Below are 24,913 nucleotides of genomic sequence, written 5' to 3'. Positions count from 1 at the left end.
TCGAGTCCTTTTAAAGCTTATTTGAGCTGGTCAGTGATTTCTTTAGCAAGTAACAGGCCTAGCCGGTAGGTCTTATTGATATCATCAATGACATCGTTCATATTTTCAGTTGTACGGATTTTTTCTTTGATGGAAGTTTTGAACTCCTCATCTTTTAAGAGTTGTTCCTGTAAGATTCTTTGGAGCTTTTCTCTTTCGTATTTGTTAATCAAAAAGAGAAAGACTAAACTAAGTAAAACAAGAATGTAAACCGTTTGATTCATGGGTTCTCCTGGGGATAAAATATTATGTAAAAGTAAAGAGATGATTCTTCCTGAAAATATAGGTGTGCCCGACATGAGAAAAGGAGTGAGATGGAACTAAATAAGGTTTATTTAGTTCCTCCTCTCACCCCCGAAAGGGATGCTTCTCTGCTTACCAAAAGACTGGTAAGGAATTACATTTTTTCAGGCGCATCGACACCCAATAGACGAAGGGCTTCTTTCAAAACAACTGCTGTTGAGTAGCTAAGAGCAAGACGGCTATCGCGTTCTGGGCTTTCATCCAAGATACGAGTGTGAGCATAGTACTTGTTGAAGGCTTGAGCCAAGTTGATGGCATATTTTGCGATCAAGGATGGATCATAGTTTTCAGCGGCACGTTTCACGACACGAGAGAAGTCTTGGAGAAGTTTGATGATTTCCCAGCTTTCTGGGTCGCTCAAGCTGTAAGTTGCATCTGCTGATGGTGTGAAGTTGGCTTTGCGAAGGATGGATTGGATACGAGCGTATGCGTATTGAACGTAAGGTCCAGTTTCCCCCTCAAAGGATACCATAGCTTCAAGGTCAAAGTCATACCCGTTGCGACGGTCTGTCTTCAAGTCGTAGAATTTAACCGCACCGACACCGACTGCACGTGCCACTTCTTCCTTGTTTTCAAGTTCAGGGTTCTTTTCTTCGATCTGAGCTTTGGCACGAGAGATGGCTTCTTGAAGAGTTGGTTCGAGTAGGATGATATTTCCTTTACGAGTTGACAGTTTTTGGCGGTTCTTTGTAACCAAACCAAAGTCAACGTGGATCATATCGTCGCTCCACTCAAATCCCATTTTCTTCAAAACAGCTTTCAACTGACGGAAGTGGTTGGATTGTTCTTGCCCCACAGCATAAATGTTTTTCACAAAGTTGTAGGTCCGTGCACGGTAGATAGCGGTTGCGATATCACGAGTGATATAAAGAGTGGCACCGTCTGATTTCTTAATCATAGCTGGTGGAAGGTTGACATCATCCAACTCGACGATGCTAGCTCCCTTAGACTCTTTCAACAAGCCTTTTTCTTCAAGGATTTGGACAGCTTCATCCATCTTGTCATTGTAGAAAGCTTCTCCGTTTAAGCTATCAAATTCAACACCGAGTAGTTTGTAGATACGGTTGAATTCTACCAAACTCTCGTCACGGAACCATTGCCACAATTCAGTCGCTTCTGGATCTCCATCTTCCAATTTCTTGAACCAGAGACGTCCTTCCTCATCCAAAGCAGGATCATTTTCAATTTCGGCATTGATGCGGACATAGAGTTTCAACAATTCATCGATTGGATTGGCTTCGACAGCTTCCTTGCTACCCCATTTTTTATAAGCCACCATCAAGAGACCGAACTGTTTGCCCCAGTCTCCCAAGTGGTTAATTTTAATGGTATTGTAGCCCATTTTTTTATAGATGTTTGAAATAGCATCCCCGATAACGGTTGAACGTAAATGACCAACTGAGAAAGGTTTTGCAATATTTGGACTAGAAAGGTCGATGGTCACGTTCGCTCCTTGACCTTCTTCTTGTTGTCCATAGTCGGCACCCGCTTGGATAACAGATTTGATGACTTGGTCAGAGATTTGTGATTTATCTAAGAAGAAGTTTACGTAAGGACCAGTAGCAACGACTTTTTCAAAGTGAGAGGCATCGATTTTTTCCGCAATATCAGCAGCAATCGCTTGAGGAGCTTTGCGTTCGATTTTAGCCAAAGAAAAGGCAGGAAAGGCGATATCTCCGAGGTCTGAAGATTTTGGTTGCTCTAGTAAATTTAAGATAGTTTCTTGGTCTAAGCCTTCAATGACTTTTGCCAATTCACTTGCAATAAGTTCTTTATGATTCATAGTAGCTCCTTTGGTCTTTTGTTACTATTCTATCACAAAATTCGGCCTTTCTTCAAACTTTTTGGTATAATCAAAGTATAATTATTCAAAAGTGGAGCAAAAATGAAAAAAGATGAACGTCAGCTTTTGATTCGAGAGATTATTCAAAATGAGAAGTTATCGACGCAAAAAGACATTCAAGACCGCCTAGATCAGAGAGGGGCGGGAGTAACCCAGACAACCTTATCCAGAGATCTGCGAGAAATTGGTCTGATCAAGGTGAAAGAAAAGGGTGGGCTCTATTATAAATTAGCCGATGAACCGGATCGAACAGATATTTTTAGACTGATTGCTCAATATGCACAAGTAGTTTCGAGAGCAGAGTTCACACTGGTTGTTCGGACGGAGCTTGGAGAGGCGGCCATTTTAGCCAACGCAGTCGATGAGATTTTGGATGATCAAATCCTTGGCACCGTCGCAGGAGCCAATACCCTCTTAATTGTTTGCAAGGACCAAGAAGTAGCACAAACGGTCCAGCAGACTATTCTCCAACATTCTAGTCACTAGTCAAGGGCGAGGGACCAGTCCAGAAAGGGATCGGCCCTCCTTTTATGTCAGTTTAGAGTTGGAGCAAACTCTCAGAATGAATGCAATGATATAGAAAAGGAGCGATATGGTAGCAGAAAAACTATCACCTGGCATGCAGCAATACCTAGATATCAAAAAAGACTATCCGGATGCTTTTTTGCTCTTTCGGATGGGAGATTTTTACGAGCTCTTTTATGAAGATGCCGTCAATGCAGCACAGATTTTAGAGATTTCCTTGACCTCAAGGAATAAAAATGCAGAAAATCCGATTCCCATGGCTGGAGTTCCCTATCATTCGGCCCAGCAGTACATCGATGTCTTGATCGAAAAAGGCTACAAGGTGGCTATTGCAGAGCAGATGGAAGATCCTAAGCAAGCCGTCGGTGTGGTCAAGCGAGAAGTGGTCCAAGTCATTACTCCAGGGACCGTCGTCGATTCGACCAAGCCAGACAGCGCCAACAACTTCCTGGTAGCCTTGTCCCACGATGAGACGGATTATGGCCTTGCCTATATGGATCTAGTGACTGGAGAGTTTCAGGTCACTAGCCTGAATGATTTTGCCATGGTCTGTGGGGAGATTCGTAATCTACGGGCACGGGAGATTGTCCTGACCTACTCCTTGTCAGAAGGGGAAGAAAGAGTCCTTCTTGGCCAAATGAACCTTTTGCTCTCCCCTATCTCAGAAGTGGCGGAGGATGTCCAGCTTTTAGGGGCTGAGTTGACTCATTTGGAGAGAATAGCGGCAGGAGGCCTGCTCCAATATGTACAGGACACCCAGAAGCGAGAACTCCACCATATCAAGCCTGTCCATCACTATGAGGTCCGCGATTTCTTGCAGATGGATTATGCGACCAAGGCAAGTTTGGACTTGACAGAGAATGCTCGGACGGGCAAAAAGCATGGCAGCCTCTATTGGCTCCTAGATGAAAGCAAGACAGCTATGGGAGGGCGTCTCTTGCGGGCTTGGATCCAGAAACCTTTGATGGACCGTCATCGGATCGAGGAGCGCCAAGAGATTATCCAAGTCTTCTTGGACCATTTCTTTGAGCGAAGCGATTTAGCAGATCGTCTTAAGGGTGTCTATGACATCGAGCGCTTGGCCAGTCGGGTTTCCTTTGGTAAGACCACTCCCAAGGACCTCTTGCAGTTGGGTGAAACCTTGCGCCATGTTCCCTTGATCAAATCGCTCTTGGTCGAGATGGGAGAGCCGGTGCTAGACCTCCTCATTGCCCAGTTAGATGAGCTACCAGAGCTTTGCCGTCTCATCGAAGCGGCGATTGATCCGGATGCCCCGATCGTTTTGACAGAAGGCAATATCATCCGTACCGGCTTTGACCCAACTCTGGATCAGTACCGTGTCGTCCTCCGGGAAGGGACCGGCTGGATTGCAGAGATTGAAGCCAAAGAACGTGAAGCCAGTGGCATCACCGGACTTAAAATTGACTACAATAAAAAAGATGGCTACTATTTCCATGTGACCAATTCCCAATTATCCCGTGTGCCAGCTCATTTCTTCCGCAAGGCGACCTTAAAAAACTCTGAGCGCTTTGGAACAGAGGAGCTGGCTCGGATCGAAGGGGAAATGCTAGAAGCTCGGGAACAGTCGACTAGTTTAGAGTATGCGATTTTCCTACGGATCAGAGAGGAAGTCGGCAAGTACATCCAGCGCTTGCAGTCACTAGCTCAAACCCTAGCAACGGTGGACGTCTTGCAAGGCTTTGCCTGTGTGGCTGAAAGGCAACAACTGACCCGGCCAGTCTTCCAAGAGGCGCGTGATATCCGGATTGAAAAAGGGCGTCACCCAGTTGTTGAGAAGGTGATGGGAGCTCAAAGTTATATTCCCAATAGTATTTCCATGGATGAGACTTGCCAGATCCAGTTGATTACGGGGCCCAATATGAGTGGGAAATCCACCTATATGCGTCAGTTGGCCATCATTGTCATTATGGCCCAGATTGGTTCCTTTGTACCGGCTCAAGCTGCGACCCTCCCTCTCTTTGATGCCATTTACACCCGGATTGGGGCAGCAGATGACTTGGTATCCGGTCAGTCAACCTTTATGATCGAGATGATGGAGGCCAACAATGCCATTCGCCAAGCGACTCCAGCCTCACTGATCTTATTTGATGAGTTGGGACGGGGAACAGCGACCTATGATGGAATGGCTCTGGCTCAAGCCATCATCGAATACATCCATGACCGGACAGGGGCCAAGACCCTCTTTGCTACCCACTACCATGAGCTAACCGACTTGGAGCAGACCCTATCTCGATTGCGCAATGTCCACGTCGCCACCTTGGAGAAGGATGGGCAAGTGACCTTCTTGCACCGGATCGAAGAGGGACCAGCGGATAAATCCTATGGGATCCATGTGGCTAAGATTGCAGGCCTGCCAAGCGATCTCTTGCAGCGGGCGGATGCTATCTTGAGCCAACTAGAAGGCCAAAGCCAAGAAGTGCCGATGGCCCACCCAACACAAGAATCCTCTCCACAGGTCGGAGAACAGATGTCCTTGTTTGAAGCAACTTCCTCCCACCCTGTCTTAAAAGAATTGAAGAATCTCGATATCTACAACATGACCCCAATGGAAGTCATGATGACAGTTGCTGAGTTGAAAAAGAAATTATAAAACAAGATCTCCCCGCGATGAGTTTCACGGGGAGATTTTTATATGAGGATTGCTTTTTTAAGCTTTACCTTGCAACTGTTGGTTGATTTCTTCTACTTTTTTCTTGTAGATGTGATAAGAAGCAGCCCAGATGACCAAGTAGACAAGACTAAATTCTATAATGACGGAGATGTAGAAGCTGATTTGGACTGGGAACCAGCCTCCTAGGGTTGCTAAGGGTAGAAAACCAAAGAGCATCAAAAGGTAGTGGCTGAGGGTCGCACGGAGCAGGCTCCAGTCTTTAGCGAAAAGGACAGTTCCAAAACTAAAGAGGAGACCGATAGAGGCCCAGATAAGCATGCAGTAGAGCATCACGAGGGCTCCATGAATTTCGTGGGCTTGCATCCACTGGCCGACAGCCGAGCTAGGGCTGAGTGGCATATAAGTTGAAGGTGAGTTTAAGAAAGAAAAGACGATAGAGAGGATAAGGCCGATGAAGATGCCTTTAGAGGCATTCGATAGATGAGTCTTTAGCATGATAATTTCTCCTTAATAGCTTTTAAATAGCGACGAGACGAATAGGTGATGGTCCCATTTTTTAGATTGATTTGGACCGATCCGCTGGTAGTAAAATGCAGTTGATCGATTTCTTTGGTATTGATAATCTCAGATTGTGAAATCTGTAGAAAGTAGGGTGGTAACTCTTGAGAGAGTTGATAGAGGGGGCCTGTGAGAATAAACTGGTCTGACTCGCTTTCCCCAATCACCTGGCGATTTTCAATATAGAAACGGTGAAACAAGTGAGGTTCTACCAAGAAGGCTTCTCCCTCTTTTCTAGCGCGCAAGCGTTCTTTTTGATCCAATTCTTCGATGAACTGTTGGACTTTCTGGATGCGTTCACTAGGTTGTGGTCCTGTGATAGCTACATCTTCTTCTTGAAAATGGGGGTCAATGGTAACTGTTACTTTCATACAAATCCCTTCTAACTCTATGATTTGAAGTCAGATGTCCGCTAGCAGGACCTCCTCCTTACAAGTCTATTAAACACTTTTTCAGAAATGAAAACAAGGTTTTTTGTCTATTCGGTCTTTTTATCGGTTTATCCGGTTGAAAGTTGAAGATCAGCCTACTATCATTATGAAAAAACTTGATGAGAAAGCCTCCTGTGAAAGCATACTATGGAGGGGGCTCCTTGCTTTTAGAAGGGCCTTCGTACTCTATTTACTTGGAAAAGGGAGACAAGTCCGTCCCGCCTTCTGTAGCGGTAGCCTCCTTGTCGTCCCACTCAATCTTTATTTCTCTCTAAGAGAGGAGGAAACAGTCATTCAGGAGAGTCTGACTCTAATCCGCCCTAACCTTAGTCCTAGACTGTTTTAAGATCAGGCCTTCCTTGGAGATATGGTATAATAGTTCTACCTATGCGCGTATATAACATAAGAGGGGAAGCTATGTCACAGATTATTGAATTGCCAGAAATTCTAGCCAATCAGATTGCTGCTGGAGAAGTCATTGAACGCCCAGCCAGTGTGGTCAAAGAGTTGATTGAAAACTCCATCGATGCGGGGGCCAGTCAGATTGTCGTAGAGATCGAAGAAGCCGGTTTAAAGACCATTCAAATCACGGATAATGGACAGGGGATTGCCCATGAGGAAGTGGAATTAGCTCTTCGTCGCCATGCAACTAGTAAGATCAAGAGTCAAGCCGATCTCTTTCGGATTCGGACCCTAGGCTTCCGTGGCGAGGCCTTGCCATCTATTGCCTCTGTCAGTGTCATGACTATCCTGACAGCTCAGGAAGGAGCTAGTCATGGGACCAAGCTAGAGGCTAAAGGGGGTGAAATCACTTCTCTTGAGCCGGCGACCAGTCCTGTGGGGACCAAAATTAAGGTCGAGGACCTCTTTTTCAATACACCAGCTCGCCTCAAATATATGAAGAGTCAACAGGCAGAGTTGTCCCATATCGTTGACATTCTCAACCGCTTGAGTCTAGCCCATCCAGAAATCGCCTTTACCTTGATCAATGACGGCCATGAACTGACCCGGACGGCAGGGACGGGAAATCTCCGCCAAGCCATTGCAGGAGTCTACGGGCTCGCTACTGCCAAGAAAATGGTTGCCATCGAGACAGGTGATTTGGACTTTGAAGTGTCCGGTTTTGTCTCTTTGCCAGAACTGACCAGGGCCAATCGCAACTACATCAGCCTCTTTATCAATGGCCGTTACATCAAGAATTTCTTGCTCAATCGGGCCATCTTGGACGGCTATGGCAGTAAACTCATGGTCGGACGCTTCCCAATAGCGGTCATCAATATTCAAATCGATCCCTATCTAGCTGATGTCAATGTCCACCCGACCAAGCAAGAGGTGCGTATTTCTAAAGAACGAGAACTGATGGCCTTGATCTCCCAAGCGATTGTCTCCGCTTTGAAAGAGCAAGATCTGATTCCAGATGCTCTGGAAAATCTGGCCAAGTCGACGCTTCGTCGAACAGAAAAGCCAGTCCAGACTAGCCTCCCTCTAAAAGAAAATAGCCTCTATTACGACCGAGACAAGGGAGATTTCTTTGTCCGCCCAGAGGTCGGGGAATCCCAGCCAAATGGTGAAATGTTCCCAGAGCAAACGCTTCTCTTTTCACAAGATGAAGGAAAGGAGGTCAAACCGACAGCCATCAAGTTTGCAGAGCGAAAGGCACCTCAGTATGACCAACTGGATCACCCAGAGTTGGATCTGGTTAGTCTAGACAAGGCTTATGATAAGTTGGAAGGGGAAGAGACATCAACTTTCCCAGAGTTGGAATATTTTGGTCAGATGCATGGGACCTATCTCTTTGCCCAAGGCAATGGGGGCCTCTACATCATTGACCAGCATGCAGCCCAAGAGCGGGTCAAATACGAAGAATACCGAGAGAGCATCGGGGACGTGGACGGCAGTCAGCAGCAACTGCTGGTGCCTTATATCTTTGAGTTCCCTGCAGATGATCTGATCCGCCTACAACAGCGCAAACACCTTCTAGAAGAAGTGGGCGTCTACTTAGAAGAATACGGAGCCAACCAGTTGATCTTACGGGAGCACCCAATCTGGATGAAGGAAGAAGAGATCGAGTCGGGCATCTATGAGATGTGTGACATGCTCCTATTGACCAAGGAAGTGTCCATCAAGAAATATCGGGCTGAGTTGGCCATCATGATGTCCTGCAAACGGTCCATCAAGGCCAATCACACCCTGGATGATTACTCCGCACGGGATCTCATCTACCAACTGTCCCAATGTGACAACCCTTATAACTGCCCCCACGGCCGTCCCGTCTTGGTTAACTTTACCAAGTCCGACATGGAAAAGATGTTCCGACGCATTCAGGAAAATCACACCAGTCTGCGGGAATTGGGCAAGTATTAAATAAAGAATAAAGGAATCTTATGTACGAATACATTAAAGGAATTTTAACGAAAATCACTGCTAAATACATTGTGGTAGAAACAGCTGGAATCGGCTATCTCTTGCATGTGGCCAATCCCTATGCCTACTCTGGAAAAATGAATCAAGAGGTGCAAGTCTATCTGCACCAGGTGGTTCGGGAAGATGCTCATCTTCTCTATGGTTTTGCGACCGAAGAAGAGAAAAAGCTCTTTTTGAACTTGATCTCAGTCTCTGGAATTGGCCCAGTCTCAGCTCTGGCCATCATCGCTGCAGATGACAATGCAGGGCTCGTCCAAGCCATCGAAAGCAAGAACATCACCTACTTGACCAAGTTTCCGAAGATCGGCAAGAAAACAGCCCAACAGATGGTCTTGGATCTAGAAGGTAAGATCAATCTTGATCTAGAAGATGCACCGGCTCAATCCAAAGTTAAGTCAACAGAAGAAAACCAAGCTCTCGAAGAAGCTATGGAAGCCATGTTGGCATTGGGCTACAAGGCAACGGAACTTAAGAAAATTAAGAAATTTTTTGAAGGCACGACGGATACAGCAGAAAACTACATCAAGTCGGCCCTTAAGATGTTGGTGAAATAGGAGATTTCTATGCCAAAACGCTGTGGTTGGGTTAAAATGAACAACCCGCTATATGTAGCCTACCATGATGAAGAGTGGGGCCAACCCCTCCATGATGATCAAGCATTGTTTGAGTTGTTGTGTATGGAAACCTATCAGGCAGGCCTGTCTTGGGAGACGGTGCTCAATAAACGCCAAGCCTTCCGAAAAGCTTTTTATGGCTATCAAGTCCAACGAGTCGCAGAGATGACCGACTCGGAACTGGAGGCCTTGCTAGATAATCCGGCAATCATTCGCAATCGAGCGAAGATCTTTGCGACACGGGCCAACGCCCAGGCCTTTTTACAAGTCCAGAAGGAGTTCGGCTCTTTTGATGCTTATCTCTGGTCTTTTGTCGGTGGGAAAGCCATCAACAATGATGTCCCGGATTACCGGCAGGCCCCTGCGAAGACAGCTCTTTCCGAACAACTTGCCAAAGACCTCAAAAAGCGTGGTTTTAAGTTTACAGGCCCCGTTGCGGTCCTATCCTATCTACAAGCTGCAGGTCTGGTCAATGATCACGAGAATGATTGTGACTGGAAGGGTCTTAAATGATGTCTAATAAAAATAAGGGAATCCTTGGTTTTGGTATTCTCTATACAGTTTTCTTTGAGTTTGATGGCGATAAATTGCTGGCTTCTTTGATGCCATCTGTCATTGAGAATTATCTACAATATCTAGTCTATGTAGTATTAGCTCTATATGGCTCTTTCTTGTTCAAGGATAGATTGATTCAACAATGGAATGAGATTAGAAAGACGAAAAGAAAATTCTTCTTTGGCGTTTTAAAAGGCTGGCTCTTTCTCATTCTGATGACTGTTGTCTTTGGTTTTGTATCAGAGATGTTGAGGCAGTTTTTGGGGCTAGTCGGACAAGGTCTAAACCAGTCGAATATTCAGAGCACTTTTCAAGAGCAACCATTACTGATAGCAGTTTTCGCCTGCATCATCGGACCTTTGGTGGAAGAATTATTTTTCCGTCAAATTCTATTGAGATATCTGAGAAAAAGTCTGGCAACTTGGCTGAGTGTCTTTTTGGTCGGCCTTGCCTTTTCGCTTACTCATATGCACAGTTTGTCTTTATCAGAGTGGGTCGGTGCAGTCGGTTACCTAGGTGGTGGCCTTGCTTTTTCAATTATTTATGTGAAAGAAAAGGAGAATATTTACTATCCCCTACTTATTCACATGTTAAGCAACAGTCTCTCCTTGATCATTTTAGCTATCAGTAGTATGTGATGAAAATGCCAGTAATGATAATGAGAAAAAGCTGAGAAATTCATCTCAGCTTTCTTTGTTATAGTCAAAGCGAATGACTTGCTCCGTTGCGTCTACATACGCGTGGACTCCAAAGGGAACAATTGCTCTTGGTGTAGCATGGCCAACGTTTAGATTATAGACAATCGGGATATTGCTATCAATGGTGTCTATTAAAGCCTCCTTATAGTCGTCATAGAAGGTTTCATCCATAGGTTTTCCGACCAAGAGTCCACTGATGACTTCGAATATCCCAGTTTCTTTTAAAGCCTGCAACATTTTTTTAAAATCATCAGGTTCAGGCTTTTCTTGACTTGTTTCTAGCAATAGAATCTTTCCTTCCCAGTCGGATAAGTCAGGGAAAAGTTTGTATTTTTGGCAGAGGTCTGTGCTATCTGCGTGTAGAGAGTTGTCAAAAATATCATAGAGAGACTCAAGACAACCACCGAGGATTTCTCCCTCAAACTGAGCATTGCCTTGTAACAAGTCAAAACCTGTATTTGCATGGCTGACACGAGGTGTTCCCAAGGCTTTGGGACTAAAATCAGTCCGTTCCTCATACCAAACGTCACTAGGTCGAATTTCTGAGATTATTCCCGTCTCAATCAATTCTTTGAAGTAGTGGAGGCTATATGGCAACATTTCTTTGTCTAACTCACAAATGTCTGCTAGAAAGGATTGGCCGTAAAAAGTCTTGATTCCTAGTTTATACAACATGAGATGGTTCATGGTCGTATCCGAGAAACCGAGAAAAATCTTTTTTTTGATAACCTTTTGTAGTTGGTCATTTTCAAAAAGATAAGGTAGCAAGCGATAGGTATCGTTTCCACCAATGGCGCATAGGATTATGTCGATGCTATCATCAGAAAAGGCCTGAATCAAATCCTCTGCACGAGCTTCAGGATGTTCTTTGATAAAATCTAAGCCTTTTAGCGAATGAGGTAGAAAGATAGGATTGAGTCCGAGGTCCTTGAGACGTTGAATACCCAAGTCCACTTCGTGCTTGACAAAGTCTTCACCCATAGTCCCACTAGATAAACTTATAATACCAATAGTAGAAGTCATATATTATCCTCCTAAAAATAAATTGATGCTATTGTATCATAAAAAATGATAGAAAAATATAAGGAATAGCATTAGAGATACGATTCTATGTCAATAAAGCAATAGAAAAATAATCGCTCGATGTGCTTACTTCAGAATATAGGCAAGCCCTTTTAGAAGTTGGTTACCACGTAGTTAAATCTCTTAGGAATATTGATGTAACGGAATTTATAAGAGTTTTTTTACTTTATAATACTCTAAAAAGAAAAAGATTGAAGAAAGTTACCTAAAATGAACTTTTTCTTCAATCTGTTTTTAAAATAATTTAGGAAATTGTGTTACAATGAAGAAAAAATTACGAATAGTATAAGTGGAGGCGTTATGAAAGCAGAGATCATTGCAGTGGGGACCGAAATTCTCACAGGACAGATTGTCAATACCAATGCGCAGTTCTTATCAGAAAAATTGGCCAGTCTAGGGATCGACGTTTATTTCCAAACTGCAGTTGGAGATAATGCTGATCGTCTCTTGTCTGTTCTTGCGATTGCGCGTGATCGAAGTGATCTCGTCATCCTCACGGGAGGCCTCGGACCGACCGAAGACGATCTGACCAAGCAGACCCTAGCCCAGTTTTTGGGTAAAGATCTGACATTTGATTCAGAAGCCATGGCCAAGTTGGACCGTTTCTTTGACAGTCGGCCAGACCATGTTCGAACTCCCAACAATCTGAGACAAGCTCAAATAGTAACAGGCTCAACACCGCTCCAAAATCTGACCGGTTTGGCAGTGGGAGGACTAATCGAAGTAGAGGGCGTTAGCTACGTGGTCTTGCCTGGTCCCCCTAGTGAATTGAAACCTATGGTCAATGATGAGTTAGTGCCTCTTCTAGCAACAGGAGAAAAGCTCTACTCACGCGTCTTGCGCTTCTTTGGGATTGGGGAAAGCCAGTTGGTAACCGTCCTAGCGGATGTGATTGATGGCCAATCAGACCCGACGGTGGCCCCTTATGCTAAGACAGGGGAAGTCACTCTGCGTTTGTCGACCAAGGCTTCGTCACAAGAGCAGGCAGATCAGAAATTGGATCAGTTGGAGCAAGTGATTCTCCAGCATGAGACCTTGGATGCCCAACCCTTGAGGCAGCTCTTCTATGGCTATGGAGATGACAATTCCCTAGCCAAGGTTGCTTTTGAACTCTTGTGCGAGAGAGGCTTGACCCTAACCGCAGCAGAGAGCTTGACGGCCGGGATGTTCCAGTCGACTCTGGCTAATTTCTCAGGAGCCTCAGCAGTCTTGCCAGGAGGCTTTGTCACCTACAGCATAGAGGAAAAGAGCAAAATGCTCCAAATCCCCCTAGCTGAGTTACAAGAACATGGAGTGGTCTCTGCCCATACAGCTGAGCGGATGGCGGCACAAGCCCGTCTCTTAACAGGGGCTGACTATGGAGTCAGTCTGACAGGTGTTGCTGGTCCAGACAGCCTAGAAGGGCACCCAGCAGGGACTGTCTTTATTGGAATTGCGGGTCCAAAAGGAGCTCGATCGATCAAGGTCAATATCGCTGGTCGGAGTCGTATGGATGTTCGTAAAGTCGCAGTCCTTCATGCCTTTAATCTGGTACGCAAGACTGTATTATTAGATGAAAATTTGCTATAATAAAAAGAAGGTGTAAAACACTACGCTTTGAACATAGGAGAAAAGAATGGCGAAAAAACAAAAAAAGTTAGATGACATTTCGAAAAAATTTGGGGACGAACGCGAAAAAGCCCTCAATGATGCCTTAAAATTGATTGAAAAAGACTTTGGTAAAGGTTCCATCATGCGCTTGGGTGAACGCGCAGAGCAAAAAGTTCAGGTCATGAGCTCTGGATCTTTAGCTCTTGACATTGCCTTGGGAGCTGGTGGCTATCCAAAAGGTCGAATCATCGAAATCTATGGTCCAGAATCATCAGGTAAAACAACCGTTGCTCTCCATGCGGTAGCGCAAGCCCAAAAAGAAGGAGGAATTGCTGCCTTTATAGATGCCGAGCACGCCTTGGATCCGTCTTATGCTGCAGCTCTTGGGGTCAATATTGATGAACTCCTCTTGTCTCAACCAGACTCAGGGGAACAAGGACTTGAAATTGCGGGTAAATTGATCGACTCTGGTGCTGTTGACTTGGTCGTGATCGACTCTGTTGCTGCTTTGGTACCACGTGCAGAAATTGATGGAGATATCGGTGACAGCCACGTTGGTTTGCAAGCGCGGATGATGAGCCAGGCTATGCGTAAGCTTGGGGCTTCAATCAACAAGACTAAGACCATTGCCATCTTTATCAACCAATTGCGTGAAAAAGTTGGGGTCATGTTTGGGAACCCTGAAACCACACCTGGTGGTCGTGCCCTTAAATTCTACGCTTCTGTTCGTCTAGATGTTCGTGGGAATACCCAAATCAAGGGTACTGGGGACCAAAAAGATACCAACGTTGGTAAGGAAACAAAGATCAAGGTTGTGAAGAACAAGGTGGCCCCACCATTCAAAGAAGCTATGGTTGAAATCATGTATGGAGAAGGAATTTCACGTACAGGCGAATTGCTGAAAATCGCGACAGACCTCGATTTGATTCAAAAAGCAGGTGCTTGGTATTCTTATAACGGTGAGAAGATTGGCCAAGGTTCTGAAAATGCCAAGAAGTACTTGGCAGATCATCCAGAAATTTTTGATGAGATTGACCACCAAGTGCGCGTGCGCTTTGGCTTGATCGAAGAGGATGCTCCACAAGCTACACTAGATGAAGTAGAAGAAAAACCACTTGTAGAAGAAGTAACACTAGATCTTGATGATGCTATTGAAATTGAAGAGTAACTTTTTTTCAAAATAGGTCGAAAGACTGATGGTTTTTGTGGTATAATATACTATAATGTTATTATCGTGTGGCGAAAGGAGTGCATGCATGATCAAAATTTATACAGTCTCAAGTTGCACCAGTTGTAAAAAAGCTAAAACGTGGCTTAATGCTCATCAGTTAACCTATAAGGAACAAAATCTAGGTAAAGAAGGAATTAGTAAAGAAGAGCTACTCGATATTTTAACCAAAACAGAAAATGGAATTGCTAGTATTGTTTCTTCCAAAAATCGATATGCAAAGAATCTAGGAGTGGATATAGAAGACCTTAGCATGAATGAGGTCATCGATATCATTATGCAAACTCCCCGTATTTTGAAAAGTCCCATCTTAGTAGATGATAAACGCTTGCAAGTCGGTTACAAAGAAGATGATATCCGTGCTTTCCTACCACGTTCCGTCCGAAATGTTGAAAATGCTGAAGCGCGTTTACGTGCAGCTCTTTAATTACTAAGAAGAAGTGATAGATAGTCAAATAGACTGATTAAGTCGAGATTCTAAGATCTCGACTTTTTCTTTCCTTACAGAAAGTAGCGAAAAAGTAAGGGACAAGAGTACCTTTGCTTGTGAATCTGTGGTACAATACTCCTGTAGGGGAAAGAGAATTTCCCACCTATCAGGAAAATCATAGGAGATTTTATGAAAAAGAAATTGATGTATTTAGGACTTGTCCTTGTAGCCTTAACAGCTTGTGGACAAAAGAAACAAGGAAAAACCAACTCTTCTAGCAATCAAAAGGCCAACAGTGCCAAGATTGAACAATTCAATAAAGAGAATCGCAATGTCTTGGAAAAAGCAGAGGATCAACAAATCTATACCAAGACCTTTGCTATGCCCAAAGATGAAAAAGGCATGCAACAAACTCAAATGATTACCTATCAGGGAGATAGTTTTACAAAATTGGTTATGGTCAATACAATTCCGACGAGTGATGAGATCAAACAAGCGATTCAACAAGCAGGAATAGAAGAGGTTCAAAAACTATTGGTTGAATCGATGGACAAGGATGAGGCGGCCAAACAGGCTCGGGCTCTCCCAGGTTTCTCCTTGGAAATCAAGTTGCTCAACGAAAACGACTACCAGACAACGATAACCTACGACTTTACGACCTTAGATGTCAAAAAGGCTGCTACAATGGAGTACTTCAAGTCTTCTAATCTTGAAGCGCTCTTGAAATTAACCCCAACTCAATATATGAACAACCTTCTTCGAAATGGAGCTAAAGAACAATCCTAAGGGGTGTGTGATGAAAAAATTATGTTTGACCTTCCTTTTGGCCTTGTTGGCCCTAGCAGGGTGTGGAGAAGCCCAATCTTCAGGGACAAGCACCCAATCCACAGATGGAACGATTACTCGGACCTTAGTCGATGAATTGCAAATGGAATCGGAAGAGGATGGAACTGGAGTTTTCACCCTCGTGTTGACTTACTCGGGAAAGACCTATAAAAATATCAAACTAAACGTGACCAGCTATTTGACCGATGAACGGAAAGAAGAATCTGCCCAGCACTTAAAAACTGTAGAGGATGAAGAAACGGCCAAAAACGACATGCTGTTGGCCTTTGAGTCAGAGTGGGCGACCGATCAGCTCAGAGAGTTGGATGGGGTAACGGTGACGTCTCATATGACAGAAGAAGCCTTTATCCTTGATATATCGATCGATCCGGAAAAAGTCGATCTTGAGGAAGCCAAACAAAACGAATTTTATGGAGACCTATTTGAGTCTATAGAAGATTATTCCCCAGAAAGCTGGATCAAGGAATTGAAGTCGATTGGCTATAAAGAACTGGGAGAAAAAGGCAAATGAAAAGCAAGTGTCCGATTTCTGACTTTGCTTTCAAAAAAAGCTGAAAAAGTACGGAGAAAGCCCGTGAAATCAAGATTTTTCGATTGAGAATGCTTGAAAATTATGATATAATCGAACTAATATAAAGAAAGAGGGTGTTATTGTGGGATTTACAGACGAAACAGTACGTTTTAATCTTGACGATTCAAACCGTAAAGAAATTAGTGATACATTAAAGGATGTCTACTTGTCTTTGGATGAGAAAGGCTACAATCCAATCAACCAAATCGTAGGTTATGTGCTTAGCGGGGATCCTGCGTATGTACCTCGTTATAACAACGCTCGGAACCAAATCCGAAAATACGAACGCGATGAAATTGTAGAAGAATTGGTTCGCTACTACTTGAAAGGGCAAGGACTCGACCTCTAATGAGAATTATGGGACTAGACGTTGGCTCTAAGACAGTAGGAGTGGCTATCAGTGATCCGTTAGGTTTTACGGCTCAAGGTCTGGAGATTATTCAGATTAATGAGGACAAGGGAGAGTTTGGTCTTGACCGCCTTGCTGAGTTGGTCAAAGAATACAAAGTGGACCGCTTTGTCGTTGGATTACCCAAGAATATGAACAACACAAGTGGACCGCGAGTAGAAGCTAGCCAAGCTTATGGCAAGCGAATTGAAGACTTGTTTGGATTGCCAGTTGAGTACCAGGATGAGCGATTAACAACTGTCGCAGCGGAGCGCATGCTGATTGAACAAGCCGATATCAGTCGAAACAAACGCAAGAAAGTCATCGACAAATTAGCTGCCCAGCTGATTTTACAAAATTATTTGGATCGAAAATTTTAGAAAAAGAGGAAACAACATGTCACACAACCATGATCATGACCACAACCATGACGAACGCGAATTGATTACATTGGTGGACGAACAAGGAAATGAAAGCTTGTTCGAAATCCTTTTGACCATTGATGGGAAAGAAGAATTTGGGAAGAACTATGTTCTTTTAATCCCTGCCAATGCAGAAGAAGATGAAAACGGCGAAGTTGAAATCCAAGCTTATTCATTTACAGAAAACGAAGATGGAACAGAAGGCGACCTTCAACCAATCCCAGAAGATTCAGATGACGAATGGAACATGATTGAAGAAGTTTTCAACAGCTTTATGGAGGAGTAAAAACGTCCGGGGGACGTTTTTAGCCTTGCGTTAGAAATGAAGACCGCAAGTAAGTCTGGGAGACTGTATCACCCCAACTCCAAGAAACTAGAGAGAGTTGGAAGGTCCGGGGGCGTTTTAACCCCTGCACTAGCAATTGCCTATCAGTCCTAGAGGCTGATACACACCAAGAAACTAAAAGAGCGCTAGCATCTATCCAAGCTTAGTCGCTCTTTTCTGTTAGGAGAAGAGAATGAATCAAATTGAAGAATGGATGAATAGTCGGATTGGACTGAATTTCCGTTCAGGCTTGGATCGGATGAAGCGGGCGGTTGCTCTGCTGGGGCATCCTCAGGAGGCTTATCCTATTATTCATGTGACGGGAACAAATGGGAAGGGCTCGACCATCGCTTTTATGCGCCAGCTGTTCCAAAAACATGGGCAGAAAGTCGGGACCTTTACCTCGCCCCACATGATTAGTATTCATGACCGCATCTGTATTGGAGGGGAGCCCATCTCAGACCGAGACTTTATCCGCTTGGGCCAAGTCATCCAAGCCATGGAAGTCCAATTACTAGAAACTCAGGATCAACTTTCTTATTTTGAGATTATCAGTTTGATGGCCTTCTTGTATTTTAAGGAGCAAGAGGTGGATCTGGCGTTGATCGAGGTAGGGATTGGTGGCCTGCTAGACACGACCAATGTTGTGACGGGTGAGCTTGCAGTCATTACCTCTGTCGGTCTCGATCACCAGGAAACCTTAGGAGATACGCTTGAAGCTGTCGCAAGTCAGAAAGCTGGGATTTTTAAAGCAGGGAAACCAGCCATTATCGGTCCTCTAGCTCTTGAGGCCAAGAGGGTTTGCCAGCTTGAGGCAGAGGAAAAGAACTGTCCTCTTCTAGCTTATGGGGCGGATTTTCACTTGGTCGAGGGCATCTTTCAAGACCAGAAGCACCGCTTTGAGCATCTAACACTGGGACTCAAGGGAGCCTATCAGGAAGAGAATGCTGCGGTGGCCCTCGAGGCCTTTCTCCTCTTCATGGAGCAAAGAGGTCAGCAGGTAGTGGCAGATCTGGTGGCAGAGGGCTTACAAGAAACTCGCTGGCCAGGTCGTCTGGAAGCTTTTGCTGGCGACGTCTATTTGGATGGAGCTCACAATCCTCATGCAGTTCATCGCTTGGTCCAATACGCTCAAACGTTTACGGATCAGAAGGTCAAAATCCTCTTTGGTGCCTTGAAGCGCAAGGACTACAAGGGGATGCTAGACACCTTCTGTCAAGAGTTGCCTCAGGCTGAACTGACTGTGACAACCTTTGCCTATGGAGAGGTCGTAGAAGAGGAAGCAGGTCTGGCTTATCCTTATGTGGCGGACTTCCGTGATTACTTGAAAGACTTTTACCAAGAAAATGAGGGGCAAGCTGTTCTCTTTGTGACGGGTTCTCTCTACTTTATCGCTGAAGTCAGGGCCTATCTGATCCAAATAGGAAAAGGATAACATTGACCTCAGGTAGGAAATGTCCTATACTAGGAGTAAGGCAAGGCCCTAGGGTTGCCTTTATGAATAAGGATGGCGAGAAAGGAAGAAGATCAATGATTAAAAAAATAACGACTTTACTAACTATGGCTACCGCCCTTTTGCTGGTTGCCTGCGCTAAGCAAGATACGCCAAGCCCTGCTGCTAGCTCGCAAGAGAGCTCTCAAGTTAGCTCGTCTATGGAGAAAGGGACAAGTTCCTCTAGTCCAGCCTCGTCCAGTTCTCAAGTGGCTGAAGGGACTATCGGTGGCACCTATAAAGGAACCGATGAAACCGATCAAGTGACCTTAGTCATTCAAGGAGATAAGGGGACTTGGACTGCTGTAGAAGCAGATGGGGAGACGGAAAGCAAGCCTGTCCAAATCGATGAGGTTAACCAGTCTATGGTCATCGGAGATGATACCTACCGCTATCGCATAGATGGTCAACAACTCACACTGGAGGATCTAGATCAGGAAATCGATGATCATGGAACCATTGTTCTGACGAAACAGTAAATAGCTTACTTGAGAGTGGGACAGAAATCGGTAATTCGTTAGAATTCGATTTCGTCGTCCCACCTCCGCACAGTTGAGTAGGGCTGTAAAAGATGATGAAATCAGCGTAGTAGAGCCCACTCAACCACTGCGTCTTGCTCGACAATCCAAAAACAATTAAGAGGCTAGGACTTTTGTCCCAGCCTCTTTTTTTCTTGACCTCTAGTTTGCACTGCTCTTTCAGAATTGGTATACTAGTAGGGATTAGAAAAGAAGGAGGGTTCGGGTGAGTTTTCGAAAAATACGATTTTTGATGTCCAAGTATGGTTTCAGTATTCTCTTTATGGGCTTTGAGCTCTGGTTCTCATTTGCGGCTTTCTTTTGGCTGAACGAATGGTTCCCCAATTGGCTGTCTGTCACCATCATGGTCCTCTTGTATATCTCGACCATCTTGGCTATTGTTAACCGCAATATGCCTCCTGAAAGCAAGGTGACTTGGCTCTTGATCGCGGTTGTTCCTGTCTTTGGCTCCTTGCTCTACCTCATGTTTGGTGAGCGGCGTCTCTCCAAAAAAGAAATGAAACAGTTGGAAAATATGGAGTCTATGGAGTTCCGCGAGGACAATAGTCGGGAGCTCCGTCTGAAGCTGAAAGAAGAAAACAAGGCGGTCTACGGCATGGTCAAGTCCCTGCTTTCTATGGACCACAATGCAGACCTTTACAATGGGACAAGCTCGACCTTTTTCCCTCTGGGCGATCAGATGTTTAAACAACTCTTAGAAGATTTGCGCTCCGCCAAGAAATTTATCTTTATAGAATTCTACATTATCGATGAAGGCCTGATGTGGGATAGCATCCTCGAGATTTTAATTGAGAAAGTCAAGGAAGGAGTGGAAGTCAAGCTTCTCTATGACGACATCGGCTGTATGGCGACCCTAGCGGGGAATTATACCAAACGCTTGCGAAAGTTGGGGATCGATGCTCACAAGTTTAACAAGGTGATTCCTCGATTGACTGTAGCTTACAACAACCGAGATCACCGCAAGATCTTGGTCATTGATGGTCAAATTGGCTATACTGGCGGGATCAATCTAGCAGATGAGTATATCAATCAGATCGAACGATTCGGCCATTGGAAGGATAGTGCGGTACGCATAGAGGGGCGGGCGGTTAAGGCGCTGACCCGACTATTTCTCATGACCTGGTACATCAACCAAGGGGAAATCGAAGATTTCGACAAATACCATATGGAGAATAGAGCTGTAGACGGTGAGGGCCTCTATATTCCTTTTGGGAGTGGACCCAAGCCCATCTACAAATCTCAGGTCGGGAAGGCTGTCTATCAGAATATGATCAATCAGGCCACAGATTATGTCTATATCACCACCCCTTATTTGATCATTGACTATGATTTGACAGAGGATATTCGCAATGCGGCCCTTCGAGGTGTCGATGTGCGCATTGTGACGCCCTTCATACCAGATAAGAAGTTGATCCAGATCGTTACTCGCGGGGCCTATCCAGATCTGATGGAGGCGGGTGTGAAGATCTACGAGTATCTACCGGGCTTTGTCCATAGTAAACAGGTCTTGGTAGATGATGAAATCGCTGTAGTCGGAACGATTAATTTTGATTACCGTAGTCTGGTCCACCACTATGAAAATGCCATCTGGATGTATGAAACTCCGGAAATTCCTAAGATCCGAGCAGACTTTGACAACATCTTTGCCGTCTCGAGAGAAATCAAACTGGAGACCTTCCGCGTGACCTGGTATCAGCATCTGGTCAAGGAAATCATGCAGTTGTTCGCCCCAATGTTATAAGAAAAAAGTAGTCCTAATTTGATAAAAAGGACTACTTTTTATTATGAGCATTAAAAGCGGGCAATTACGCAGGATACCTATGCATTTGATCACAATTGCATTTCTGTTTGTTGGCATATATATAAATGCTCGATCTTCAAACTAAAGTCCTTTAAGATGAATATAAGAAAAACTACAAGTGACGATTCACTTGTGCTTTTTGTAAAATCTATGGGGATTCCCCCTATTTTAAAAGTAATGGTCAATTTATCATATTCTAAGCAATAAAACTTATCCCTTACTAACAAGTTTTCCCTTAAAACAAAGTGCATGTTAAGGGAAAAAACAATTTTTAAGGGAAAAGGTTATAAAGAAGGAGAGGACCAAGATTTATTTCTAGCTATTGTCTACTGGCCTTAGTTTGTCCATATTGCCTTTTAATGTTTTGAAACGAAGTCTCCTCCTCTTCCAATCTCATTCTGTCATTCCTACAAATAATCAGGCGGTTTTTCTGCCTTTTTTGTTTCCTTGACCTATCTGGGGGAAAGGTGGGTTCTCCATTGCCTAGCTAGCCTCCTTTTCTTCTGTCATTCTCCTTCCCATATTTCTATACAGTGAGGCGAAAAAATTATATAATTATTGTAGAATTAGGTATCGTATGCAATTTTTAGGAATTATTTATGTTATAATATTTAAGAAATTAGTATGGGGGATAAAATGAATCAAAGTCGTAAGCGGACACGCTCTAATGGAAATAGTAATTGGGATCATTTACGGGTTGTCAATAGTGGTCTCTGGGTCTTGACAGCTCTGGTTGTAGGCCTCTTTCTCTATACCATATTTCGGTATAATATCCTTGCTTTTCGCTTTTTGAACGTCATTGTGACCCTTCTTTTTATCTTGGGTCTGCTTCTGACTTTGGGGCTGATCTTGGGCAACAAAGCTAAGAAAACGACTCTAGGTCTGCTAGTTGTGGGGCTTTTAGCAAGTTCGGTATCCATGTTTGTCACCCAGCAGTTGGTCGATGTGACAGGTAATGTCAACCGCAACTCCGACTACACAGAATACGAGATGGCGGTTTATGTGAAAGCAGATAGTGAGATCAAGGACATCAAGGACCTGACCACTGTCACTGCTCCGACGGGCAACAACAATGCTGGCGATGTCCAGGCCCTCGTTGATGAAGTCAAAAAGATGCGCAATCATGACTTGGCCGTGGAAAATGCAGACTCCTATGTGGCGGCCTATCAAGCCCTTCAAGAGGATAAGACTAAGGCGATCATACTCAACAATACCTTTGAAGATACCCTCTCTAGTGTAGATGAAGGCTATGCCAAAAAACTGAAGAAAATATACTCCTACAAGATTCGCCGTCAGGTCGAAAGCAAGGCGAAAACAGATGCTAATGCCGATACCTTTAACATCTATGTCAGCGGGATCGATACCTACGGACCGGTGACCTCTGTGTCGCGTTCGGACGTCAACATCATCATGACGGTCAATCGCAAGACCAAGCAAGTCCTCTTGACCACCACTCCTCGGGATGCTTATGTACCGATTGCTGATGGGGGCAACAACCAAGGAGACAAGCTGACCCACGCAGGGATCTATGGGATTGATGCTTCCATCCATACCCTAGAAAATCTCTACGACATCAAGATGGACTACTATGTCCGCTTGAATTTCACTTCCTTCTTGAAGTTGGTCGATTTGGTCGGTGGGATTGATGTCGAAAACGACCAAGAATTCACTAGTCTCCATGGCAACTACCATTTCCCAGTTGGTAAGGTCCACCTGGATTCAGAGCAAGCTCTAGGCTTTGTCCGTGAGCGCTACTCTCTCCAAGGCGGGGACAATGACCGTGGGAAGAACCAAGAAAAGGTCATCGCAGCCATTATCCAGAAGCTGACTTCTACCAAGGCTTTGACCAATTACAATAAGATTATCTCAGGCTTGCAGGATTCCTTGCAGACCAATATGCCTCTGCCAACTATCATGAACTTGGTCAATACCCAGTTGGAGTCTGGTGGTAGCTACAAGGTGACTTCTCAAGCGGTAACTGGTACAGGTCGCAACGATCTGCCATCTTATGCTATGCCAGGTTCTGCCCTCTACATGCTGGAGTTGAATGCGGACAGTGTGAGCCAAGCCAAAGAAAAGATAAACCAAATCATGGAAGGAACAAGTAATGATTGATATCCATTCACATATCGTCTTTGATGTGGATGATGGACCGAAAACAATCGAGGACAGCAAAGTACTCCTCGAAGAAAGCTATCGTCAGGGCGTGCGGACGGTCATCTCGACCTCTCACCGCCGTAAGGGCATGTTTGAAACTCCAGAGGATAAGATCTACCAGAACTACCTAGCTGTCAAAGAGATGCTAGCTAGTCATCTGCCAGATATGACCTTGCACTATGGGGCAGAGATCTACTATACGCGAGATGTTCTAGAAAAGCTAGAAGCAGGAACTATCCCTGTGCTTGCGGATACAAGTTTTGCCTTGATCGAGTTTAGCATGTCGACGCCTTACAAGGAGATCCATCAAGCCTTAAGTTCCGTCTTGCGACTAGGGATTACCCCAGTAATCGCTCATATCGAGCGCTACCATTGCTTAGAAAAGAATGAAAAGCGCGTGCGAGAGTTGATCCGGATGGGTTGTTATACCCAGATCAATAGCTCGAGTGTCCTCAAAGCCAAGCTCTTTGGAGATCGCTACAAGTTTATGAAGCATCGGGCTCGCTACTTCCTAGACAAGGATCTGGTTCACTTTGTTGCGAGCGATATGCACAATGTAGACAAGCGTCCGCCCTACATGCAGCAAGCCTATCAGATCATTGAGAAGCGCTATGGAACAGAGCGGGCTCAAGCCCTCTTTAGCAAGCATCAAGAATACTTATTAAACAACGAATTATTTTAAGAAAAATCAGTCTTATGGACTGAAAAGGAGATTATACACATGAAAAATCAAGAGAGCAAAGAGATTGAATTGGACGTCATCTCCCTCTTTAAGACCTTATGGCGCCGGAAGTTTTCGATCCTATCTACAGCCTTGATCTTCGCACTGGCTGCGCTAGGATATAGCACCTTTGTCGCGAAAAAAACCTACCAAAGTACCAGTCGGATCTATGTGGTCAGCCGTCAAAATCAAGAAAACAATGCCTTGACCAACCAGGACCTCCAAGCGGGATCCTATCTGGTAAAAGACTACCGCGAAATTATCCTTTCTCAAAATGTACTCAGCCAAGCTATTGAAGAATTGAAATTGGATATGACTCCTGGGGAACTGTCTAAGAAGGTATCCGTTGCAGTTCCGACTGACACACGGATTTTGTCCATTACAGCATCGGATGCAGACCCTAAGGAAGCTGCACGAATTGCCAATGGTTTGAAGGATGTTGCGGCAGAAAAGATCATCGCAGTAACCAAGGTGTCAGATGTAACAACCTTGGATGAGGCAGTAGTTCCGCAAAATCCTTCTTCACCGAATATCAAACGTAATGTCTTGCTTGGCTTTGTCGTTGGTGGAGTTTTTATCTCAGCCTTGGTGATCCTCTCAGAAGTCTTGGATGACCGCGTGAAGAAACCAGAAGATGTCGAAGAAGTGATGGGTGTGACCCTTATTGGTGTGATCCCAAGCATTAAGAAATTGTAAGA

Annotated in this window: 25 protein-coding genes; 20 read left to right on the top strand and 5 right to left on the bottom strand. The window is 44.5% G+C overall.

The annotated features are described in order from the left end of the window. Nucleotides 1–17: 17 nt before the first annotated feature. Together E5S68_RS07765 and argS are read right to left on the bottom strand one after the other, a co-directional pair. On the bottom strand, nucleotides 18–263 hold the full coding sequence (locus E5S68_RS07765; RefSeq protein ID WP_135783016.1) for a MarR family transcriptional regulator: 246 nt from the start codon (nucleotides 261–263) through the stop codon (nucleotides 18–20). Between the two features lie 173 nt (nucleotides 264–436). Beyond that, entirely contained in the window at nucleotides 437–2,125 is a 1,689-nt protein-coding gene (gene argS / locus E5S68_RS07760) for an arginine--tRNA ligase (protein ID WP_135783015.1), read from the bottom strand. A 102-nt stretch (nucleotides 2,126–2,227) separates the two neighbouring features. On the opposite strand from argS, the gene argR reads away from it, so the two are divergent. Continuing rightward, on the top strand, nucleotides 2,228–2,671 hold the full coding sequence (gene argR, locus E5S68_RS07755; protein WP_006595388.1) for an arginine repressor: 444 nt from the start codon (nucleotides 2,228–2,230) through the stop codon (nucleotides 2,669–2,671). Nucleotides 2,672–2,777: 106 nt separating this feature from the next. Continuing rightward, the gene (gene mutS, locus E5S68_RS07750) at nucleotides 2,778–5,321 is read left to right on the top strand and encodes a DNA mismatch repair protein MutS (RefSeq protein WP_135783014.1); all 2,544 of its coding nucleotides are present in this window, start codon (nucleotides 2,778–2,780) and stop codon (nucleotides 5,319–5,321) included. A 57-nt stretch (nucleotides 5,322–5,378) separates the two neighbouring features. Here the strand turns inward: mutS and E5S68_RS07745 are convergent, their stop codons facing one another. Beyond that, nucleotides 5,379–5,837 (bottom strand): DUF3021 domain-containing protein, encoded by a 459-nt coding sequence (locus E5S68_RS07745; RefSeq protein WP_135783013.1) that lies wholly within the window; start codon nucleotides 5,835–5,837, stop codon nucleotides 5,379–5,381. Then, entirely contained in the window at nucleotides 5,831–6,271 is a 441-nt protein-coding gene (locus tag E5S68_RS07740; RefSeq protein ID WP_135783012.1) for a LytTR family DNA-binding domain-containing protein, read from the bottom strand. The genes E5S68_RS07745 and E5S68_RS07740 overlap by 7 nt, the downstream gene beginning before the upstream one ends. A gap of 477 nt (nucleotides 6,272–6,748) precedes the next feature. Here E5S68_RS07740 and mutL point away from each other — a divergent pair, with 477 nt between their 5' ends. From mutL to E5S68_RS07720, 4 genes are read left to right on the top strand one after another with little or no spacing between them, the layout of a single operon-like run. Further along, nucleotides 6,749–8,695: a DNA mismatch repair endonuclease MutL gene (mutL, locus tag E5S68_RS07735; RefSeq protein WP_135783011.1), complete on the top strand. Its 1,947-nt coding sequence runs from the start codon at nucleotides 6,749–6,751 to the stop codon at nucleotides 8,693–8,695. Between the two features lie 20 nt (nucleotides 8,696–8,715). Further along, nucleotides 8,716–9,309: a Holliday junction branch migration protein RuvA gene (gene ruvA, locus E5S68_RS07730; protein WP_135783010.1), complete on the top strand. Its 594-nt coding sequence runs from the start codon at nucleotides 8,716–8,718 to the stop codon at nucleotides 9,307–9,309. 9 nt (nucleotides 9,310–9,318) lie between these two features. Further along, nucleotides 9,319–9,882 (top strand): DNA-3-methyladenine glycosylase I, encoded by a 564-nt coding sequence (locus tag E5S68_RS07725; protein ID WP_135783009.1) that lies wholly within the window; start codon nucleotides 9,319–9,321, stop codon nucleotides 9,880–9,882. Then, nucleotides 9,879–10,562 carry a CPBP family intramembrane glutamic endopeptidase gene (locus E5S68_RS07720; protein WP_135783008.1) on the top strand — a complete coding sequence of 228 codons (684 nt, stop codon included), beginning with the start codon at nucleotides 9,879–9,881 and terminating at the stop codon, nucleotides 10,560–10,562. Before E5S68_RS07725 ends, E5S68_RS07720 begins: the two co-directional genes overlap by 4 nt. 45 nt (nucleotides 10,563–10,607) lie before the next feature. Here E5S68_RS07720 and E5S68_RS07715 read toward each other — a convergent pair whose 3' ends face one another. Beyond that, a complete protein-coding gene (locus E5S68_RS07715) occupies nucleotides 10,608–11,645 on the bottom strand; it encodes a S66 family peptidase (RefSeq protein WP_135783007.1) in 1,038 nt (345 codons plus the stop codon). Nucleotides 11,646–12,005: 360 nt separating this feature from the next. Here E5S68_RS07715 and E5S68_RS07710 point away from each other — a divergent pair, with 360 nt between their 5' ends. The 14 genes from E5S68_RS07710 to E5S68_RS07640 all read left to right on the top strand — a co-directional run bounded on the left by E5S68_RS07710 (nucleotide 12,006) and on the right by E5S68_RS07640 (nucleotide 24,911). After that, complete coding sequence (locus tag E5S68_RS07710; RefSeq protein ID WP_135783006.1) at nucleotides 12,006–13,274, top strand: competence/damage-inducible protein A; 1,269 nt, start codon at nucleotides 12,006–12,008, stop codon at nucleotides 13,272–13,274. Nucleotides 13,275–13,320: 46 nt separating this feature from the next. Beyond that, complete coding sequence (gene recA / locus E5S68_RS07705) at nucleotides 13,321–14,463, top strand: recombinase RecA (protein ID WP_135783005.1); 1,143 nt, start codon at nucleotides 13,321–13,323, stop codon at nucleotides 14,461–14,463. A gap of 88 nt (nucleotides 14,464–14,551) precedes the next feature. Then, a complete protein-coding gene (gene spx / locus E5S68_RS07700; RefSeq protein WP_135783004.1) occupies nucleotides 14,552–14,950 on the top strand; it encodes a transcriptional regulator Spx in 399 nt (132 codons plus the stop codon). A 192-nt stretch (nucleotides 14,951–15,142) separates the two neighbouring features. Next, a complete protein-coding gene (locus tag E5S68_RS07695) occupies nucleotides 15,143–15,739 on the top strand; it encodes an SP0191 family lipoprotein (protein WP_135783003.1) in 597 nt (198 codons plus the stop codon). A gap of 10 nt (nucleotides 15,740–15,749) precedes the next feature. Continuing rightward, a complete protein-coding gene (locus tag E5S68_RS07690) occupies nucleotides 15,750–16,310 on the top strand; it encodes a hypothetical protein (protein WP_135783002.1) in 561 nt (186 codons plus the stop codon). 142 nt (nucleotides 16,311–16,452) lie between these two features. Continuing rightward, a complete protein-coding gene (locus tag E5S68_RS07685) occupies nucleotides 16,453–16,719 on the top strand; it encodes an IreB family regulatory phosphoprotein (protein ID WP_135783001.1) in 267 nt (88 codons plus the stop codon). Beyond that, nucleotides 16,719–17,138: a Holliday junction resolvase RuvX gene (gene ruvX / locus E5S68_RS07680; protein WP_135783000.1), complete on the top strand. Its 420-nt coding sequence runs from the start codon at nucleotides 16,719–16,721 to the stop codon at nucleotides 17,136–17,138. Before E5S68_RS07685 ends, ruvX begins: the two co-directional genes overlap by 1 nt. Nucleotides 17,139–17,154: 16 nt before the next feature. Then, nucleotides 17,155–17,466, top strand: coding sequence for a DUF1292 domain-containing protein (locus tag E5S68_RS07675; protein WP_135782999.1), 312 nt, complete (start codon nucleotides 17,155–17,157; stop codon nucleotides 17,464–17,466). 232 nt (nucleotides 17,467–17,698) lie between these two features. After that, nucleotides 17,699–18,940, top strand: a complete 1,242-nt coding sequence (locus E5S68_RS07670; protein WP_135782998.1) for a bifunctional folylpolyglutamate synthase/dihydrofolate synthase — start codon at nucleotides 17,699–17,701, stop codon at nucleotides 18,938–18,940. Nucleotides 18,941–19,035: 95 nt separating this feature from the next. Beyond that, nucleotides 19,036–19,476: an SP_0198 family lipoprotein gene (locus E5S68_RS07665; RefSeq protein WP_167470844.1), complete on the top strand. Its 441-nt coding sequence runs from the start codon at nucleotides 19,036–19,038 to the stop codon at nucleotides 19,474–19,476. 265 nt (nucleotides 19,477–19,741) lie between these two features. Continuing rightward, nucleotides 19,742–21,277: a cardiolipin synthase gene (gene cls / locus E5S68_RS07655; protein ID WP_135782997.1), complete on the top strand. Its 1,536-nt coding sequence runs from the start codon at nucleotides 19,742–19,744 to the stop codon at nucleotides 21,275–21,277. A gap of 696 nt (nucleotides 21,278–21,973) precedes the next feature. Beyond that, complete coding sequence (gene cpsA / locus E5S68_RS07650; RefSeq protein ID WP_167470843.1) at nucleotides 21,974–23,452, top strand: LCP family glycopolymer transferase CpsA; 1,479 nt, start codon at nucleotides 21,974–21,976, stop codon at nucleotides 23,450–23,452. Continuing rightward, nucleotides 23,445–24,176: a capsular polysaccharide biosynthesis protein Cps4B gene (gene cps4B / locus E5S68_RS07645; protein WP_135782995.1), complete on the top strand. Its 732-nt coding sequence runs from the start codon at nucleotides 23,445–23,447 to the stop codon at nucleotides 24,174–24,176. Before cpsA ends, cps4B begins: the two co-directional genes overlap by 8 nt. A 39-nt stretch (nucleotides 24,177–24,215) precedes the next feature. Then, entirely contained in the window at nucleotides 24,216–24,911 is a 696-nt protein-coding gene (locus E5S68_RS07640; RefSeq protein ID WP_135782994.1) for a Wzz/FepE/Etk N-terminal domain-containing protein, read from the top strand. Nucleotides 24,912–24,913 lie beyond the last annotated feature (2 nt).

The sequence above is a fragment of the Streptococcus rubneri genome, from assembly GCF_004785935.1.
Lineage (GTDB): Bacteria > Bacillota > Bacilli > Lactobacillales > Streptococcaceae > Streptococcus > Streptococcus rubneri.
Note: the sequence above shows the minus strand (reverse complement) of the source record. Positions and strands in the feature narration are given on the sequence as shown.

Bases quoted from the DNA above. Each gene is read 5' to 3' on its own strand.
- E5S68_RS07765 (WP_135783016.1), bottom strand. From the start codon at position 263: ATGAATCAAACGGTTTACATTCTTGTTTTACTTAGTTTAGTCTTTCTC.
- argS (WP_135783015.1), bottom strand. From the start codon at position 2,125: ATGAATCATAAAGAACTTATTGCAAGTGAATTGGCAAAAGTCATTGAA.
- argR (WP_006595388.1), top strand. From the start codon at position 2,228: ATGAAAAAAGATGAACGTCAGCTTTTGATTCGAGAGATTATTCAAAAT.
- mutS (WP_135783014.1), top strand. From the start codon at position 2,778: ATGGTAGCAGAAAAACTATCACCTGGCATGCAGCAATACCTAGATATC.
- E5S68_RS07745 (WP_135783013.1), bottom strand. From the start codon at position 5,837: ATGCTAAAGACTCATCTATCGAATGCCTCTAAAGGCATCTTCATCGGC.
- E5S68_RS07740 (WP_135783012.1), bottom strand. From the start codon at position 6,271: ATGAAAGTAACAGTTACCATTGACCCCCATTTTCAAGAAGAAGATGTA.
- mutL (WP_135783011.1), top strand. From the start codon at position 6,749: ATGTCACAGATTATTGAATTGCCAGAAATTCTAGCCAATCAGATTGCT.
- ruvA (WP_135783010.1), top strand. From the start codon at position 8,716: ATGTACGAATACATTAAAGGAATTTTAACGAAAATCACTGCTAAATAC.
- E5S68_RS07725 (WP_135783009.1), top strand. From the start codon at position 9,319: ATGCCAAAACGCTGTGGTTGGGTTAAAATGAACAACCCGCTATATGTA.
- E5S68_RS07720 (WP_135783008.1), top strand. From the start codon at position 9,879: ATGATGTCTAATAAAAATAAGGGAATCCTTGGTTTTGGTATTCTCTAT.
- E5S68_RS07715 (WP_135783007.1), bottom strand. From the start codon at position 11,645: ATGACTTCTACTATTGGTATTATAAGTTTATCTAGTGGGACTATGGGT.
- E5S68_RS07710 (WP_135783006.1), top strand. From the start codon at position 12,006: ATGAAAGCAGAGATCATTGCAGTGGGGACCGAAATTCTCACAGGACAG.
- recA (WP_135783005.1), top strand. From the start codon at position 13,321: ATGGCGAAAAAACAAAAAAAGTTAGATGACATTTCGAAAAAATTTGGG.
- spx (WP_135783004.1), top strand. From the start codon at position 14,552: ATGATCAAAATTTATACAGTCTCAAGTTGCACCAGTTGTAAAAAAGCT.
- E5S68_RS07695 (WP_135783003.1), top strand. From the start codon at position 15,143: ATGAAAAAGAAATTGATGTATTTAGGACTTGTCCTTGTAGCCTTAACA.
- E5S68_RS07690 (WP_135783002.1), top strand. From the start codon at position 15,750: ATGAAAAAATTATGTTTGACCTTCCTTTTGGCCTTGTTGGCCCTAGCA.
- ruvX (WP_135783000.1), top strand. From the start codon at position 16,719: ATGAGAATTATGGGACTAGACGTTGGCTCTAAGACAGTAGGAGTGGCT.
- E5S68_RS07675 (WP_135782999.1), top strand. From the start codon at position 17,155: ATGTCACACAACCATGATCATGACCACAACCATGACGAACGCGAATTG.
- E5S68_RS07670 (WP_135782998.1), top strand. From the start codon at position 17,699: ATGAATCAAATTGAAGAATGGATGAATAGTCGGATTGGACTGAATTTC.
- E5S68_RS07665 (WP_167470844.1), top strand. From the start codon at position 19,036: ATGATTAAAAAAATAACGACTTTACTAACTATGGCTACCGCCCTTTTG.
- cpsA (WP_167470843.1), top strand. From the start codon at position 21,974: ATGAATCAAAGTCGTAAGCGGACACGCTCTAATGGAAATAGTAATTGG.
- cps4B (WP_135782995.1), top strand. From the start codon at position 23,445: ATGATTGATATCCATTCACATATCGTCTTTGATGTGGATGATGGACCG.
- E5S68_RS07640 (WP_135782994.1), top strand. From the start codon at position 24,216: ATGAAAAATCAAGAGAGCAAAGAGATTGAATTGGACGTCATCTCCCTC.